We start from the raw sequence: 16,056 nt of genomic DNA on the forward strand, positions 1-16,056 counted from the left end.
AGAGGGTCACTTGAAAGGTGGCCCTTTTCTATAGGCTATGGACCCCTACTACGATAAGAAAGAACAGATCCTTACCGATGAACATGGTGTACCTAAATGTCCTCATTGTGGCAGCAATATGTTTATTAACGCTCGCATCCACAGCTCGTTTATTGATGTCGAGCATCAAGCGGAATATCAGAACCTGATGACATGGCTAAATGATGTCGTAGATAAGAAAGTTGTTTTGCTAGATCTAGGCTCAGGCTTTAACACGCCAACGGAAATTAGAATTCCCATGGAGCAGATTGCGATGGCTATTCCAGAGGCGCATTTGGTGAGAGTAAACCTTGAAAATGAGGACATCACAATGGAATTGGAATCGAAATCGGTTTGTTTAAAGCAAGATATCGCAAGCTGCATCCAAGGACTGTCCGCTCTGGATCCAGTTGATCATATTTAGTTTCTCGATATTAGGTATTGATTACAGTTTACAACTGCACGGCCGATCGACTGATTTAAAAGTCTTTGCTGATCACAATTTTCAGCCGTGGGGCGCAGCTTGTTTTTGGACATTTCCGAGTTTCGGAAGATCCAACATTAGCGGTTCATGAATAACTATAAGTATGGAAACTCGCTTAACTTAGTGTCCAGTATCGATGGACCAAATCACATAAAATAAGGTGACAATATTAAAATTAAAACTGTCACCTAGTACTAAAATTTGCACACAACAATTACGTTTTGTACAAAGTTAAGTAAACTTACTCAAAGAACTTCAAACTTTCTAATACCCCCTTACCAGTAGAACAGCAAAATTCTATAGAACTGACCTCCAGAGAGAAGCTAAGGTCGGTAAAACAGTATTCACCATCCTGCAAAAAAAGTTCACTTGAGCAACGATCAATGATTAATGTAAATTGTAACAAGTCGCTATCAGGTATAGTTAAACTAGATTCATGACTGAACATATCAGTATAGTTATCTTCACCATCATCCCCTACCTTTCTGCTTGTTGTTATAATAATATTATTTTCGTTACGCTCTATATTATAAGTTAAACACTCATTACCTAAAGGGGAAATAGATATTGAACTTCCTCGACCCAAATATAACATACCATCAAGTATCCCTGCATGGTAATTCTGAAAGATAGCGAAGCTATCTCCTGCGTTGAGTGTTTTATCTTGAGAGATAATGGTATTTCGCTCGTTGAGCCATTGTTTAGGTAAAGATGATAAAAGTCGTAACCCCGATTGGGTTTCCGATAATTTTAAATCTCGTGGCGCACTCATAGCGCTTCGCCATGCCTGTGTAGGAACGTCGTTAGCATACAACCAGTTGCTCATCCACGCAATTGACGTACGGCAGCCATTTTCCACATCAGACCAAGTTTGGGCTGCATAATAATCTTTGCCATAATCAAGCCATAGCACTGTTTGAGCATCATGATGATTAATAAAACGTTCACCATCGAACTGACCAATGAAATATTGAGTACCTGAACCACCTGCGTGGCTGCAACGTTGCACACCCACAATCAATACCCAATAACAAACCTTAGAGCCTTCCAATAGGATAGGAAAAAGATCCGGGCACTCCCATGGCATCTCATCATGTTTGCCTTCGTTCAAACCGAAATTGGAGGTTTTTTCCCAGTGATTAAGATCGCTAGAGCGATAAAAGCCCACCTCCTGCCCTTCCGTCACGACCATTATCCAGTGCTGACTTTGCTCGTGCCAAATGACCTTTGGATCGCGGAAGTCTTTTAAACCCGGATTAGGCAATATCGGATTATCGGCAAGCTTATTCCAACTAAAGCCTCCATCTTTGCTGTAAGCCAGACTCTGCATTTGTTCACTATCTCTGCCATCATCATGGCCGATACACGCGGTATAAAACGCCAGTACACCCGGCTGTGATTCATTGTCAAACAACCCGCTCGTATTGCACCAGTCCACTATGGCACTACCTGAAAAACACATGCCTTTTTCATCTGGAACCAACGCTGGTGGTAAATGCTGCCAATTGCGCAGGTCGGCACTGACTGCATGCCCCCAGTGCATCGGTCCCCACTTATTCGCGTAAGGATAGTACTGATAAAACAAGTGGTATTCATTATTGATGTAAACCAAACCATTTGGGTCATTCATCCAACCAAATGGTGGAGTAAAGTGCATTATTGGACGATATGGATCTTTTGCTAATTGTTGCATGCTATTTTTACCTTAGCTATTTAAATAAAATCGAATATACATCAAAGCTATTCTTAATTTTATTAAAGGAATAAGTGTACGTTAGATTCACTTTTCAATACACTCAACGTACTTAATAACGTTCACCTTAATAAAAAGAAGGGGAAATATTTAATTAAAATTAATATAAGGGTAATTAAGTCATAAGAATCATGTTTACACCGCTATTGCAAAATACACTTTATCAGTTTTTGTGTGTATTCAATTTTTTAATTCTCCAGCACATCAAAGGATAACCAATATCGAATCCTTATACACTGATAGGATCGTTCAATTGATCCCACTATTAATGCCTTAACTGATCGGAATTAAAATTAAAGGGGGGCAAAAAAACTTACTTTTTAAGTATTAAGCACTTGTGGCTTTAAAACCATATCTCGCCATCGCAGTTTCAATTTTATTTTTATCAAAGCCGTCATGAAGGCGATAGAACTTTCGGTAAACAACGACACTGGCTATCATTAATAACGTCGGAAGCCCAATCATCATGAATTCCAAGCCTGCAACGGTTTCGCTACTTTGAACGGCATTTGGAATATACCCAACTAATGACAAACCAACACCCACAATGAATCCACCCGCTGCTCCTGCAAACTTAACCAACATTGTTTGTACAGAAAAAATGACGCTCTCGCTTCGGTGCCCAGACTTATACTCCCCATAATCGACAACATCAGCTAACATTACGGTCTGAAGTGCATTCACAATACCCACACCATATGATTTCGCGGCAGCTCCCATGGCTATCAAAAGTACACTACCAGGAATAAAGACACGCATAAAATAGAGCAGAACGCAAGATAAAACCGCTAGGCCACATGCAATGAGCCATAAATTTTTACGAGGGAATAATTTTGCTATATGCGGAAAAGTAACGACACCGATGAATTCAGCAACCCCTGACACCATCATATAAGTAGAAAATAATTCGGCATTATTCAAAGCATAAGTGAAATAATAGATGGCAAAGCCACCAAATATCATATTGGCAATCTGGAACGTCAATACTGAACTGATTAATACTTTGAGTTGGTCATTAGACTTTAAAATATTAGCCACATCTTTTAAGTTAAATCTTTCCGTTGTTTTATCAACGGTCACACACTCTTTAACATTTCTTGCGACTAAAAATGCACTCATAATAAACAATACAGCAATTAACATCGCGAGATTGGAGAAACCTTCACCCTGATCACCGTCGCCTAACTTACCTATGATCGTCAGGCCGTAAGTGCCAATTATAAACCATGCGAGACTGGCAAACATACGCGGCCAAATGACTAATTTCTCTCTTTCCTTACGGGAGCTTGATAGTGCCGGTATCATCGACCAGTACGGAATATCCATGATGGTGTATGTTAAGCCCCACAAGATATAAGCTGCAGCGGCATAGATATAAAGAGGTGTGCCCTCAAACGTATGAGTGCGGAATAAAGCGATTAGAACGACGGCATTCAACAGTGTTCCAATGACAATCCAAGGGCGGAACTTTCCAAATTTAGACCGTGTATTGTCTACGATCATTCCCATCATGGGATCTGTCACAGCGTCGATAATTCTCGCCGCTAAAAAAATAGTGCCGATAAAGCCAGCCGAGAGACCCGCCACATCGGTAAAGTAAAACATTAAAAAGATATAAATAGGTGCACAGGCGAAATCTTTACCTAATGCTGCAAGTCCGTAGGATGCTTTGGTTTTCATCGTTATTTGATTAGACATATTACTACCCTGTTCTTAGTTATCGGCCTAGTTGGCTACCAATGACATTTCATTGATAGCCAAAATCATTTCATTTATTCGAGATACCGAATCAATTTACCTTCTCAACTTTGATTAACATCGCAGTTTCGGGATCGAGTAGCGGCATGCTTAAACCAACCTCTTTGCACCATTCCCCACTTAGTTCACAACCAGCTTCGGTCCAAGGTGGTTGGAACACGACAATGTCGTTGTAGTTGGCCGGTTTGTCTAAAACATAGATACGGTAAGTAGCTTTATCATCTAGGCCCAATATGCGCAGGTTGCCGCTCAAAGAGTGTGTTGGCATATCCAGTTGCGCCACCACAACAACCGCTTCAGATTGATCTTCTGAAACGACAGACAACACTTGATGCGAACTGTCGTCAGTTGGTGTGCGCCACATTTTCCCTGTATGTAACGACGATCGCAATTGCTTGTGTAGCGCGACATAACGTGCAAAGTTCGCTTTTTCATTGCTATCTTCTTTCACCGGATCAAGCTCTATTCCCATATGACCAAACAGTGCCGTCAGTCCACGGAACTCAATGCTGTGACGACGGCGAGTACAATGACACTTATCAGACCCAATATGGCTACCCATCACCTCTGGCGGAAAGAAGTAACTCATGCCACGTTGGATCCCTTGTCTTTCTAGCGCATCATTATTATCCGAAGGCCAGAAACGGTCGGTGCGTTTCAAGATTTCGTAATCAATACGGCCACCGCCACCCGCGCAAGACTCAATACTGACATGAGGGAACTTGGCTCTTACCTTATCGACTAACTGGTAGTAACGCTCTGTTTGTTTTCGTCCAGATGCCACGCCATCATGTGCCGGCTGAACGATTTCTCGGTTCATATCCCACTTGATGTAGCGAATATTGTAGGTGCTTAAGAAATGGTCCAATCGTTCATATATGAAGTTGAATGCATCATCATTTAGCAAATCAATAACATGTTGATGTCTGCCTGTTGGTTGATCATAGCCATCGACAGCCAGTAACCAATCAGGATGTTCGCGGAATAAATCTGAGTCTTTGTTTATCATTTCAGGCTCAAACCACAAACCAAACTCCATACCCAAAGCGTTAACATGGTCTACAACTGGCTCAAGGCCATTTGGGTATTTACGCTCATCTAGGAACCAATCCCCCAATGCGGCAGTGTCATCGTCACGACCTCTGAACCATCCGTCATCGATGATAAAACGCTCCACTCCCATTTCTGCTGCTTGCGAAGCCATTTCCATGATGTATTCAGGATCGTGATCAAAATAGATCCCTTCCCATGTATTCAAATGCACCGGACGTAACTTCTTCTGAAAATCTTCAGCGATGATCGAGTGTCTTACGTGCGAATGGAAGTGATGGCTCATCTCGTTGAGTCCGTTCTCACTGTAACTTGCATACAACCATGGCGTAGAGATACTTTCCCCTTTTTCCAGCGCGACTTCTCCAGGAAAATAGATCACTTCAGCTTGCATCATACGACGACCATCAGTTTTTACATCGGCACGTAAACGATGGTTACCACTCCAAGCAAAGTGGAATCCCCAAACATCGCCTTGTGTCTCACTGAAGTTAGACGTACCAGCAACCATTGCCGGGTAGTGTTCATGTGACGTTCTGCCACGTCGATTCTCTTGCTGATAGCCGTTATGAAGTAGTGGCTGACGTTGTGTTTGAAATTCTCTTGCCCAACGTCCGTGGAACGTCATCAATTCATTTACTCTTACAGGTAATGGCATTGAGTTCGCAAAGCGGTTGACGAAATATTTCCCAGGCGCGAGGTTAGTTAATGTGTGACGTGTTTTCACAACATCAAATTGATCTAAGCAAATTTCTGTTAATAGCTGCAAACCAGCCTGTTCATCTTCACTAGCAAGAGTAATTTGGCCATCACTTTGTTGAATATTTTTCAGGAAGAATACTGGCGCCCAGTCCTGACTATCCCGATGTCCCTCCAATCCAGGGCTGCTGAATACACCACGACCAAGTTCAGGTAGAGTCGTCATTGCTACGTCTTTATCTAAGCGTCCATGAGGTACCGGACGATGCAAAGCGGAGCGAAAGTTTTCTAGGCTACCACTTAACTTCTTACCCCAGTGTAGAATTTCTGCAAAGTCACCAAGCTCAATAATAAGTTGGGACTCCGCTCCGCTTAACTCAATTAATTTTTTTTCTTTCATTACATCTTACTCGACATGTGGCAAACGATTAAACTGCAGTCAAATTAAACGACTCTTCTTTTGTCATCAAATCGAAAAAAACACCGACGTCACCAAACCTTACCTTTCAAGAGTCATTAGATGAAAAGCAAAACCAAAACCCATACTCAACAATCAATATAAAACCTCATAATCCATTACAAATAAGCCAGAAAAGCCAATACAGATCACATTTCAAATAAACACCGTCTGGTAGCCTTACCCCGAAAGCTTACTTTATAGCACCACCAAAACGTAACCTGGACAATTTTACATGCATCACCTGGAAGTATTTCAGTCTGAAAACGTCATCTATTTAGTCAATGATATGCACTCAGCACCTCTACTTGATGTAGACACTGAGTTAAGTTTTGAGCAGCGCCAACCTTTTTACATGGCTGACTACCATTGGCATCAGCAAGTCGAAATCAATGTGCTGCACAAAGGGACGCTCGAATACGGGATCAACAATGCCAGCGTAAAAGTATCCGCGGGAGAGATGGTAGTGTTTTGGGCAGTGACACCGCATAGAGTAAGTAAAGTCAGCGACGACGCTCTAGTTGGGATCATCAATATTCCCTTGAGCGCTTTTCTTGGTTGGGTGCTACCACAAGAGTTTGTGCAGCAAGTAATGCATGGTGGGGTTATCACCTCTCACACCGACGGGATCATCAGCCTTGCCGAAAGTAATCGTTGGCTAAATTGTTATCACGGTGAAAATAGTGTGCGAAATGGAATAGTCAGTGACGAGGTTTGTTTAATGCTGCGACGTCTATGTTCGTTCGATTATAAAGTCGAAATGTTCAGCTTCCTACGTAACGGCTCGTCTCGCCACCCAAATGATACGGGCTATAAAAACGTGCAGCTCATGCTCGATTACATTGCTAAAAACCATAACAAAGACATTAAAGTCGATGACATCGCAGCCCATGTAAAACTGCATCCGAAATACGCCATGGGACTATTTAAGAATATGCTGAATGTCTCGATAAAGCAGTATTTGATAATTATGCGCATCAATCATGCGAAAGTGTTGCTGAGTAACACTCGAAACCCAATCAAAAATATTGCGAATGACAGTGGTTTTAAACACCCAGGTTCCTTTTTCGCTGCATTCAAGAGCCATACAGGTTTAACTCCTCAGCAATTTAGGTCAGAAACTCAAATCATCTCATGACTTGCTATTACATAGAAAAAAATCACATTTGGGCAGAACCGAGTTACGATTGTCGCAACGCAACAGCTCTGTTTAATTTCCAGTACTTCTAACTGATGTTGATGTTGCCAAAAATGAGGTAACGAAGTCGATCCGCCATAACAGTTAATAATAATGCAGCTCTAAATTGCCACACACAACAAAACAATATAAGAGCATATAAATGAGCACTACTTTATGGCAGCCTGAATGATCCTTAACGGAACCTGCTTCTCGCTTATTCCCTGCCCAGTTATCCAATGCCTCGCATCATCATGGCTTACCAGGTAGGGCATCCTGTGATGGTATGGCTCACAGACTTCATAAGGTTGCGTGGTTATCGTAACCACTTTAGGGACCTCAGATGGAAACCAGATCCCTCCCATATATATCGGGCGGCCTTCTTGATGGGAAAAATAGTACTTCTGCTTTCTGGGGCCTCCCTCGTCCCGCCACTCATACCAACCCAAGCAGGGTACCAAACAACGCCTGCTAGCCATTGCTTGTTTAAAAGTCTTCTTTTCAGCGGCAGTTTCTGACTGAGCATAAATAATTATTTTCTTGGCCCAGTCAGGTTTAATCCCCCATTTCGCATCTAGCTGCTGTAGTTTTCCATCGGCATTCACGACAACAGACACAGCTTGCGTTGGCCGTAAGTCCATATTCTCAGTAGCAATAAAATCACAACTAAGCTCATTGCTCACCATCTGGCTAAACTTAATCCCACCCACACCAAACCGTCCGCACATAGTGTTCACCCCCTACTCTGCCAGCTCTAAGAAACAGGATGCCTATTGAATTTTTTCCGGTTCCTGACCAAAATACCACTGTATATATAAACAGTGTATTAAATATGAAAATCATTCCAATCTGTGCCAGTGCCGGTGTGACAGGCTTTGAAAGTCCTGCAGCAGACTACCTACAGCTACCACTGAGTTTAGATGAGCTGTTGGTCGAGCACCCCAGTGCAACTTTTATTGGAAAAGCCCAAGGCCGTTCAATGGAGGGGGTCGGGATCTATGACGGTGATATTCTTATCGTTGACAGGCATGTTCAAGCGAACAACCATGATGTGATCGTTGCGAACCTAAATGGCGAGTTTGTCTGCAAGCTGCTCGATACCCACCGTCGTTGCCTGCTTTCAGCAGCTCCTGGATACCCAACCCTATATCTTTCAGAGAGTGACCAATTCTCCATTGAGGGAGTCGTGATCCGCTCGATACGCTGCCACCGTGCAAGCCGGCTACTGGAGGAATAATGTTTGCACTTGTAGATGCCAACTCGTTTTATTGTTCAGCTGAACAAGTCTTTCGTCCTGACTGGCGTGGTAAGCCAGTAGTCGTGCTTAGTAATAACGATGGCTGTATTGTTGCGACGAACCGGCAGGCCCGGGAAGCCGGTGTGCAGAAATTCAAAGCATATTTTGAAATGCGTGGGTTGTGCGAGGCCAAAGGCGTTATTGCCTGCTCTTCCAACTACGAACTCTATGGTGATCTGTCCGCGAAGATGATGGAAGTCATCGGCAGATTTGCTCCAGAACAGCATATTTACTCTATCGACGAGTCATTTCTGGCATTCAAACGCTGTGAAAAGTCCATACCTGATCTAGCTTTTCACGGCCAGAAGTTACGTCGTGCGGTATGGCGTGAGTGCCGGTTACCCGTGTGTATCGGTATTTCCTCAACGCTGACTTTGGCTAAAGTCGCCAACCATGCAGCCAAAAAGATTCAGGGGTATCAAGGAGTATGTATAATCGATAGCCCTCAACAACGTCACCAAATACTTTCACAGCTCAAGACATCAGACGTATGGGGCATTGGCTCTCGCATATCAAAGCGCCTTGAGTATATGGGGATCAATACTGCCCTGCAGCTGGCACAGCTAAAGCCGGGCTTAGCCAGAAAATCATTTAATGTTGAAGTAGAACGCACCGTTAGAGAGTTAAACGGAGAGCCTTGCAAAGGCTGGGACGAAGTAAGGGCGGATAAAAAACAGATTTTCAGCACACGGAGTGTCGGTGAGCGCATTACCTGCCCAGATAATTTACGCCAGGCGCTGTGCAAACATGCCGCCATTGCGGCTGAGAAGTTACGGCGACAGCAGTCACTAGTCAAAGTCATGATGGTCTTTGCTTCTAACTCCCCGTATGACGAACGCCCTCAAGGCTTCAAACAAGTTTACCGCTTTGCCTACCCCACAGACGATACAACCGTAATCACCAAAGCAGTAACTGCTCAGCTAAACAGCTTATTTACTGAAGGGGTTCGCTACTACAAAATTGGCGTTGGGTTTATCGACCTGGTTAGCGGTAAGCACGCCCAAGGGGATCTCTTTGATGAATCGCCGTCTAACCCTGCACTTATGGGTGTATTCGACAGCCTAAACAAGAAATACGGCAATGGCTCTGTCTTTTTAGCGGCTCAAGGGATTAACCCTAAGTGGTCAATGAAGCGGGAGCTATTATCACCTCAATACACCACTAAATGGCGGGATTTACCGAAAATTAGGTGCTAGATGCTCATACGATCCACACACCGGGCATTGTTTCTTCACTGTAAGCTCCCAGACTGAATCAGCGAATAGACACTACTCGGCGGTAAGGTAAAGCGCTACGTGATAGCCCTTGTTGCAACCACACCATGCTCTGTGTCGGCGTTGCCCGACCAAGATAGCTACAAGGGCTACCCATAAGGGGAATGGTATTCGACACTTATCCTTACTTGTTCGATCATGCCAACGAAAGCCCACCATCAACTACTAACGTGTGACCAACGATATAGCTGGCTTTATCAGATAATAAAAACTCTATAGCATTGACGATTTCGTCGATTTCCCCAAAACGGTTGATTGGTACGACGTCTGAGACCTCAGTGCGAATATTCGAGTTTTCAAGTTGCTTTTCTTCCCATCGGGGTGTCCAAGTTACACCTGGAGCAACCGCATTAATTCGAATTCCAGATTTAATGCTTTCCAGGGCAACAGACCTAGTTAGCCCTTCAAGTGCGTGTTTAGCAGCACTATACATTGATGCGTTGGGCGTCGGTCTAAGACCATTGACGGAACTTACATTTACTATGGATGCACCTGATTCCATCAATTTCAATTCAGACCTCAAACACAAGGCTTGGCACAAAAAATCCACATGAAGCGTTTCTTTGAGAAGCGGTACATCTACTTGAGCTAAATAACCTCGAGAAGCAAGAGCAGGAGATGCGTTATTTACTGCTACATCCAATTTTCCGTAGCGCTCTATAATGTGAGTAAATAAACCTTCTAATTGTTGTTCATCTGCAATATCAACTGATTGGTAATCAACCACTTTTAACTCTGGATATTTTTCAAGTGCATTGAGCCAAGTATCCTTCGAGCGCGAGCATGTAATAACTTGATATCCATGCTTCACGAGCCTAAGCACTGCATGTAAACCGATACCTTTCGAACCACCAGTGACTAATGCAATTTTCAATTTAGGACTCCTTTCCTATTTATGATCTTTGACGGTTAACGCTTTTCTAAGGGGGCTGTAACGCAATACCTATGCCCAACTAGTACATATATCCTAGCCAGTCTATATGGCCAACAGCCCAAGTTTTATCGCTAATAGGCTTAACATATAAGTCATCGACTTGCTCCACAGCGATACCGTAATTTTTATGTTCATGTATTCGCAACCAAGAGCTTAGAGAATTCAGACGAAGATAACCATTAGCAGCATAAAAACCATCTAAACCGGAGATTAAAATAATAAAGTCGACGTCTTTGGTTGAGGCATACTCGCTGACAACTCTATTTCTGGGTAAATATCCATATTTGACCTTATTTGTTATGTACGTACTCCTTCTGGCACGATCATAGGCAGGTCAATCCATTTAATCTCCAAAGCACATAACGCTTAACATAATGCAAACCGCCGCCTATTAGCAGGGTACGCTATCGCCCTCACGTTACCAAACGTTTCATACGTCTCATAACACTATCACAATAGTACGGAAAAAGAGTTATTGGCGTATATACCCCGCTTAAACCCTCAATGCACTGTAGCGCCAGCGCGTATTTCGTCGGCTGTAATATCTGTTTGGTCTTCTGGCAGCCAAACGACAAAGGCCCCGTTCTCACCGATGAAATCATCCCAACCGCCGTTCAATACTTTCGACTCACACAGCGCCTTGATTTCCTCTTTGCTTTTGCCGAGCTTGCGGACTGCTTGATCGAGAGTGAAGGGTTTGATCCAGTTGGTTTGAAATTGCGAGGCTGACATGTCTGGTTTTCTCATTGAACGATTAATAATATGGGATTGCTAGCGAGCTAAGCCCCGTACACAGGTAATTATGTATTGCAACAATACCAATTCACTTCATTTCAGATCAACTGACTGACGTGCATGTTAGAGGTAATGTGACCTTAATCTTAAAGATAAGACAGCAGGTACTATTTTACGGACTCGATACCTTCAACGAATACGTTTTTCATCAATACAAGGCAAGCCTCGCATCCTTGAGTAGATCGAGCCAACTGGCGATCATTCTACTCGCTTTCCCATTTTAGCTATCGTTTACTTTTCACTCTCATGCGTTATGAGTAGGGTGATTCAGGTTACAATAATTAATTTAGCCCATGAAAAAACACTGACGGAATTTGTTTTATCCTCCCAACCATTGTTTAATGAGCCAGCAGTAAAGAAAGAGGGCTCTATGGCTACCATCAAGGATGTCGCGAAAGAAGCGGGCGTTTCCGTCGCCACGACTTCACGGGTGATCAATAACGCACCACACACCAGTGAAACGGCAATCAAAGCCGTAAAGGCCGCAATGGCAAAACTCGGCTACCGACCCAATGCCAACGCAAGGGCTCTCGTGAGCAAATCGACCAACACCATTGGTGTTTTGGTCAATGATGTGTCTGCCCCCTTCTTCGGTACCATGGTCAAAGCCATCGATACCATCGCTAACCAAAATGAGAAACAGCTTCTTATCGGCAATGGCTACCACGACCCGGTGAAGGAGCGCAATGCCATTAACCTGTTGATCAACAGTCGCTGTGAGTCCTTGGTCATTCACAGTAAAGGATTGGACGATCAGGAGCTCATTGACTTAGCTAACGAAATCCCGGGGCTTGTGGTTATCAACCGCATCGTACCCGATATCGCCTCGCGGTGTATTTCACTAGATAACCGTAAAGGCTCCTACCTTGCTACCGAGTACCTGATCCGCCATGGCCATAAACATATCGGTTACTTGTGCTCAAGCCATGACATTGAAGATGCCAGGGATCGCAAGGCTGGCTACCTTGAAGCCCTCAAAGATCATGGATTAGAGCCTAACGAAGAATACATCGAGTATGGTGAACCGGATGAATTAGGTGGTGAATATGCAATGACCAACCTATTGTCGAAGAACCTGCCTGTTACAGCAGTGGCTACCTACAATGACTATATGGCAGCAGGTTGCTTGTCCGTGCTGCATGAAAATAATCTGCGCATTCCGGAAGATGTTTCGGTTATCGGCTTTGATGATGGCGACATTGCCCGATATGTTCACCCGAAACTCACTACCATCCGCTACCCTATCCAAGTCATGGCAGAGCAAGCAGCCAAGTTGTCATTACAATTGGCAAGCGAAAGTAAAAACAGCAATCAGGCAAGATTGTATAACCCAACATTGGTTCGACGTTTGTCAGTTGGTGCAGCACCTCAATAGCATTTTCAAAGCACAAATACGTTTGTCCTACTTGTATAGCCCAAGTAACCTAATGCTACTTGGGCCCACCCCCTTCACATTCCCGTCGATTCCCCCTAGAATTGCCAGCCAATTTCGATTTGGTATCTAAGCATGAACCGCAAGAAGAAAATTAACGAAGCGCTGAAGAAAAAGCAGAAGAAAGCAAACGCCAAGCTGCACCGAAGCAACAAACCACGCTACATCTCCAAGGCCGAGCGTGCCAAGATGGAAGCGGAAGCCCAGCAGGCAGAGCAACCTGCCGAGCAAGCACAAGAAGCAAGCGCAGCTCAAGACAATGTAGAAAGCACGGATAGCAACGGTGACAAAACCGCTGAATAAGCCCTTATGTTAAGCCGCGTGCTTAGCGCATCCATTCGCGATGGAGCTGCTCGCTATCTCCCAGGTAATCGAGCAGCCAATCAATTGCCGGGTTCTGGCTCTCTTTATTCCACGCCAAGCAGCATGGGCTGACCGGCGGTTTAACTGCTAGCTGCTTTTCCACCAGCTCACCACTTTCGATAAGCGGCAGGGCCTTATGCTCTGGCACCACGCAAATCCCCAGCCCCGACTTCAAACAAGACATTGCACTGTGCCAGTTCGGCACCATGATTCGTCGTTGGTTATCCATCAGCCACGTCACTCGCTTAGGCAGCACCCGTGACGTATCTTCAAGACATATCGCCGGATATTCGATAAGCTCTTCTGCCTCCAGCGGATAATCGGTTTGTGCCAGAGGGTGATCCGGGCTGATCACAAAGCGCCACTCCAGCACCCCCATGTCACGGTAATCGAAGTGGCCACTGACCGGCACCGCCGCCGTTGCACCGATGGCTATATCAGCCCGGCCATCAGACAAGGCATCCCACACCCCGTTGAACACTTCCATCGTCAAATGCAGTTCCATATCGGGAAACTGACGATAGAAATCACGCACCAGGGTATTTACCCGGCTCTCACGCACGACTGTATCCAATGCCACCGATACACTTTGCGACCAGCCATTGGCAACTCGCTGGGTTTGCATTTTTAGCAACTCCATTTGCTTAAGTAACGCCCTGGCCTCTTCGACAAAAAACTCCCCTGCCGGGGTAAGTTGTACCTGCCGGTGCAGCCTAACAAACAAATCGACCGCCAAGCGCTCTTCAATCACCCTAACGGTATAGCTAATTGCACTGGGTACTTTGTGCAATTCTTCAGCAGCTGCAGAAAAACTTCCTCGTCTGGCAACCACGTCTATCACTTGCAAATCATTATAAGAAAACATCAACCCCTTCCTTTTTACCGTTTTCGGCTAGCAACCAGCACAGTCAAAACGGTTGATTTTCACAGCAATATTGCAACAGGTTGCTGTTAATTCACACCACCTGATTGATATTCAACCCAACACAGTGCACAAAAGTTAACGACATTGTAAAGGTGAAAAATCAATCGAATCAAATTTTTTGAAAGCAATGTTTAAATTTTACCGTTTCACACCATGAAAAACCATGTATAGACTTGCCGCAAAGTACAAAACAGTTAAAGAAATAAAAGCTATGACAAATCAACCTTCAAAAATGACCACCCTGTGGTTTGCATGTTTAAGTATGCTGGGCTTCCTGGCCACAGACATGTACCTCCCCGCTTTCGAAGTTATTCGAGAGGATTTTGATACATCACAATCACTTATCGGCCTAACACTGAGTATCTTCTTGTTGGGTATGGCACTTGGCCAGCTAATTTATGGTCCGCTGTCTGATCGTATTGGCCGTATCAAAGTGCTAATGGGCGGTATGACGCTATTTAGTATCGCTTCTGTTTTCTGTGCCTTTGCACCGAACGTTGAACTGATGCTGGTTGCCCGTTTTGCACAGGCGCTCGGCGCATGTAGTGCAACGGTTATCTGGCAAGCTGTTGTGGTTGACCGTTACGAAGGCAAAGTCTCTGAGCGCGTTTTTGCTACCATTATGCCGTTAGTTGCCCTATCTCCAGCGCTAGCACCACTTGCTGGTGCGATGCTTGAGCATCAGTTCGGCTGGCGCAGTATCTTTGTAGCCCTCGTTGGTTTTGGTGCTATTTTGTCCATCATGACACTAAAAGAAACTGAAAGTGCCAATTTGGACAAAAAACAAGAAAAAGTCTCGGTGCAATTGCGCCGCGATTATGCCCAGATCCTTAGTTCAAAAAAATTCATCGGTAACATGATTATCTTTGCTGCCTGTTCTGCTGCGTTCTTTGCATATCTGACAGGTTCACCGTTTGTGATGGCAGCAATGGGCTACTCTGGTGCAGATATTGGCCTGAGCTATGCACCACAGACAGTTGCTTTTATTATTGGTGGTTACGGTTGCCGTACTTTGCTGAACAAATATGACAGCCAGCAGCTACTACCTTGGATCCTAAAATTGTTCTTTGCCAGCGTGACTGTGATGTTCATGATCTCTTTGCAGACTGAACCAACCACTATCTGGCCGATCCTGGTACCATTCTGTTTCTTGGCGGTGGCGAACGGTGCCATCTACCCGCTTATCATCAGCAAGGCGCTGGAAGATTTTAAAAACTGCAGTGCAACAGCGGCTGGTCTACTGAACTTCCTGCAGACAATGGTTTGTTTCGCAGCAAGTGGCTTGGTGTCAGCCTTTGCAATGCACGGCTTGATGACAGTAACAACTGCAATGTTCATCACAGGGTTTGTCGCGCTAATCGGTTATGCGTTTGTAGTTAAAGCCCGCCGCGAAGAAACAGCGGCACTTGCCCAGACTGCATAATTCCATATTGCGCTAAAATTCAAAGCGTCCAAAAGGTCACTCTCGAAGTGGCCTTTTTCATTATTAGAGCTCTCTCGCCTCTCGTCTCAAAAACGCTTAAATATTCCACACTGCAACCCTGCACCAATATTCCATTTTCACATCTATCGCCAGAACCACTCAAACACAGTGGTTTAAATGGGATAAAAGACAAAACTTAGAACAAAAATCAAACATA

14 protein-coding genes and 1 pseudogene are annotated in these 16,056 nt (G+C 44.3%); 7 read left to right on the top strand and 8 right to left on the bottom strand.

The genetic code is table 11. The features are described 5' to 3' along the window. Nucleotides 1-118: 118 nt before the first annotated feature. Nucleotides 119-442, top strand: a complete 324-nt coding sequence (locus R2X38_RS08815) for a hypothetical protein (protein WP_317521868.1) — start codon at nucleotides 119-121, stop codon at nucleotides 440-442. A gap of 301 nt (nucleotides 443-743) precedes the next feature. On the opposite strand, the gene R2X38_RS08820 is transcribed toward R2X38_RS08815, so the two are convergent. The 3 genes from R2X38_RS08820 to R2X38_RS08830 form a co-directional block, all read right to left on the bottom strand. Next, a complete protein-coding gene (locus R2X38_RS08820; protein ID WP_317521869.1) occupies nucleotides 744-2,195 on the bottom strand; it encodes a glycoside hydrolase family 32 protein in 1,452 nt (483 codons plus the stop codon). Between the two features lie 387 nt (nucleotides 2,196-2,582). Further along, nucleotides 2,583-3,953, bottom strand: a complete 1,371-nt coding sequence (gene melB, locus R2X38_RS08825; RefSeq protein ID WP_317521870.1) for a melibiose:sodium transporter MelB — start codon at nucleotides 3,951-3,953, stop codon at nucleotides 2,583-2,585. 91 nt (nucleotides 3,954-4,044) lie between these two features. Beyond that, nucleotides 4,045-6,162 carry an alpha-galactosidase gene (locus R2X38_RS08830; RefSeq protein ID WP_317521871.1) on the bottom strand — a complete coding sequence of 706 codons (2,118 nt, stop codon included), beginning with the start codon at nucleotides 6,160-6,162 and terminating at the stop codon, nucleotides 4,045-4,047. Nucleotides 6,163-6,454: 292 nt separating this feature from the next. Between R2X38_RS08830 and R2X38_RS08835 the strand changes: the two genes are divergently transcribed. Then, entirely contained in the window at nucleotides 6,455-7,357 is a 903-nt protein-coding gene (locus R2X38_RS08835; RefSeq protein ID WP_317521872.1) for a helix-turn-helix domain-containing protein, read from the top strand. A 209-nt stretch (nucleotides 7,358-7,566) separates the two neighbouring features. On the opposite strand, the gene R2X38_RS08840 is transcribed toward R2X38_RS08835, so the two are convergent. Further along, nucleotides 7,567-8,124 (bottom strand): SOS response-associated peptidase, encoded by a 558-nt coding sequence (locus tag R2X38_RS08840; protein WP_317521873.1) that lies wholly within the window; start codon nucleotides 8,122-8,124, stop codon nucleotides 7,567-7,569. 104 nt (nucleotides 8,125-8,228) lie between these two features. Between R2X38_RS08840 and R2X38_RS08845 the strand changes: the two genes are divergently transcribed. Both R2X38_RS08845 and R2X38_RS08850 read left to right on the top strand, forming a co-directional pair. Beyond that, on the top strand, nucleotides 8,229-8,633 hold the full coding sequence (locus tag R2X38_RS08845) for a translesion error-prone DNA polymerase V autoproteolytic subunit (protein ID WP_317521874.1): 405 nt from the start codon (nucleotides 8,229-8,231) through the stop codon (nucleotides 8,631-8,633). Further along, nucleotides 8,633-9,889: a Y-family DNA polymerase gene (locus tag R2X38_RS08850; protein ID WP_317521875.1), complete on the top strand. Its 1,257-nt coding sequence runs from the start codon at nucleotides 8,633-8,635 to the stop codon at nucleotides 9,887-9,889. Before R2X38_RS08845 ends, R2X38_RS08850 begins: the two co-directional genes overlap by 1 nt. A 214-nt stretch (nucleotides 9,890-10,103) precedes the next feature. On the opposite strand, the gene R2X38_RS08855 is transcribed toward R2X38_RS08850, so the two are convergent. The 3 genes and pseudogenes from R2X38_RS08855 to R2X38_RS08865 form a co-directional block, all read right to left on the bottom strand. After that, the gene (locus R2X38_RS08855; protein ID WP_317521876.1) at nucleotides 10,104-10,841 is read right to left on the bottom strand and encodes an SDR family oxidoreductase; all 738 of its coding nucleotides are present in this window, start codon (nucleotides 10,839-10,841) and stop codon (nucleotides 10,104-10,106) included. A 79-nt stretch (nucleotides 10,842-10,920) separates the two neighbouring features. Further along, nucleotides 10,921-11,157: pseudogene (locus R2X38_RS08860) on the bottom strand (GNAT family N-acetyltransferase); the annotation flags it as partial. A gap of 245 nt (nucleotides 11,158-11,402) precedes the next feature. After that, nucleotides 11,403-11,633: a hypothetical protein gene (locus R2X38_RS08865; protein WP_317521877.1), complete on the bottom strand. Its 231-nt coding sequence runs from the start codon at nucleotides 11,631-11,633 to the stop codon at nucleotides 11,403-11,405. Between the two features lie 433 nt (nucleotides 11,634-12,066). On the opposite strand from R2X38_RS08865, the gene R2X38_RS08870 reads away from it, so the two are divergent. Both R2X38_RS08870 and R2X38_RS08875 read left to right on the top strand, forming a co-directional pair. Then, nucleotides 12,067-13,071 carry a substrate-binding domain-containing protein gene (locus R2X38_RS08870; RefSeq protein ID WP_317521878.1) on the top strand — a complete coding sequence of 335 codons (1,005 nt, stop codon included), beginning with the start codon at nucleotides 12,067-12,069 and terminating at the stop codon, nucleotides 13,069-13,071. A gap of 132 nt (nucleotides 13,072-13,203) precedes the next feature. Continuing rightward, nucleotides 13,204-13,431: a DUF2986 domain-containing protein gene (locus tag R2X38_RS08875; RefSeq protein WP_317521879.1), complete on the top strand. Its 228-nt coding sequence runs from the start codon at nucleotides 13,204-13,206 to the stop codon at nucleotides 13,429-13,431. A gap of 22 nt (nucleotides 13,432-13,453) precedes the next feature. On the opposite strand, the gene punR is transcribed toward R2X38_RS08875, so the two are convergent. Then, nucleotides 13,454-14,356, bottom strand: coding sequence for a DNA-binding transcriptional activator PunR (gene punR, locus R2X38_RS08880; RefSeq protein ID WP_317521880.1), 903 nt, complete (start codon nucleotides 14,354-14,356; stop codon nucleotides 13,454-13,456). Between the two features lie 271 nt (nucleotides 14,357-14,627). Between punR and punC the strand changes: the two genes are divergently transcribed. Further along, the gene (gene punC / locus R2X38_RS08885; protein ID WP_317521881.1) at nucleotides 14,628-15,839 is read left to right on the top strand and encodes a purine nucleoside transporter PunC; all 1,212 of its coding nucleotides are present in this window, start codon (nucleotides 14,628-14,630) and stop codon (nucleotides 15,837-15,839) included. Nucleotides 15,840-16,056 lie beyond the last annotated feature (217 nt).

It is taken from the genome of Photobacterium rosenbergii, from assembly GCF_033022775.1.
Classification (GTDB): domain Bacteria; phylum Pseudomonadota; class Gammaproteobacteria; order Enterobacterales; family Vibrionaceae; genus Photobacterium; species Photobacterium rosenbergii_A.

Bases quoted from the DNA above. Each gene is read 5' to 3' on its own strand.
- R2X38_RS08835 (WP_317521872.1), top strand. From the start codon at position 6,455: ATGCATCACCTGGAAGTATTTCAGTCTGAAAACGTCATCTATTTAGTC.
- R2X38_RS08830 (WP_317521871.1), bottom strand. From the start codon at position 6,162: ATGAAAGAAAAAAAATTAATTGAGTTAAGCGGAGCGGAGTCCCAACTT.
- R2X38_RS08840 (WP_317521873.1), bottom strand. From the start codon at position 8,124: ATGTGCGGACGGTTTGGTGTGGGTGGGATTAAGTTTAGCCAGATGGTG.
- R2X38_RS08870 (WP_317521878.1), top strand. From the start codon at position 12,067: ATGGCTACCATCAAGGATGTCGCGAAAGAAGCGGGCGTTTCCGTCGCC.
- R2X38_RS08850 (WP_317521875.1), top strand. From the start codon at position 8,633: ATGTTTGCACTTGTAGATGCCAACTCGTTTTATTGTTCAGCTGAACAA.
- R2X38_RS08815 (WP_317521868.1), top strand. From the start codon at position 119: ATGTTTATTAACGCTCGCATCCACAGCTCGTTTATTGATGTCGAGCAT.
- punR (WP_317521880.1), bottom strand. From the start codon at position 14,356: ATGTTTTCTTATAATGATTTGCAAGTGATAGACGTGGTTGCCAGACGA.
- R2X38_RS08875 (WP_317521879.1), top strand. From the start codon at position 13,204: ATGAACCGCAAGAAGAAAATTAACGAAGCGCTGAAGAAAAAGCAGAAG.
- melB (WP_317521870.1), bottom strand. From the start codon at position 3,953: ATGTCTAATCAAATAACGATGAAAACCAAAGCATCCTACGGACTTGCA.
- R2X38_RS08865 (WP_317521877.1), bottom strand. From the start codon at position 11,633: ATGTCAGCCTCGCAATTTCAAACCAACTGGATCAAACCCTTCACTCTC.
- R2X38_RS08820 (WP_317521869.1), bottom strand. From the start codon at position 2,195: ATGCAACAATTAGCAAAAGATCCATATCGTCCAATAATGCACTTTACT.
- punC (WP_317521881.1), top strand. From the start codon at position 14,628: ATGACAAATCAACCTTCAAAAATGACCACCCTGTGGTTTGCATGTTTA.
- R2X38_RS08845 (WP_317521874.1), top strand. From the start codon at position 8,229: ATGAAAATCATTCCAATCTGTGCCAGTGCCGGTGTGACAGGCTTTGAA.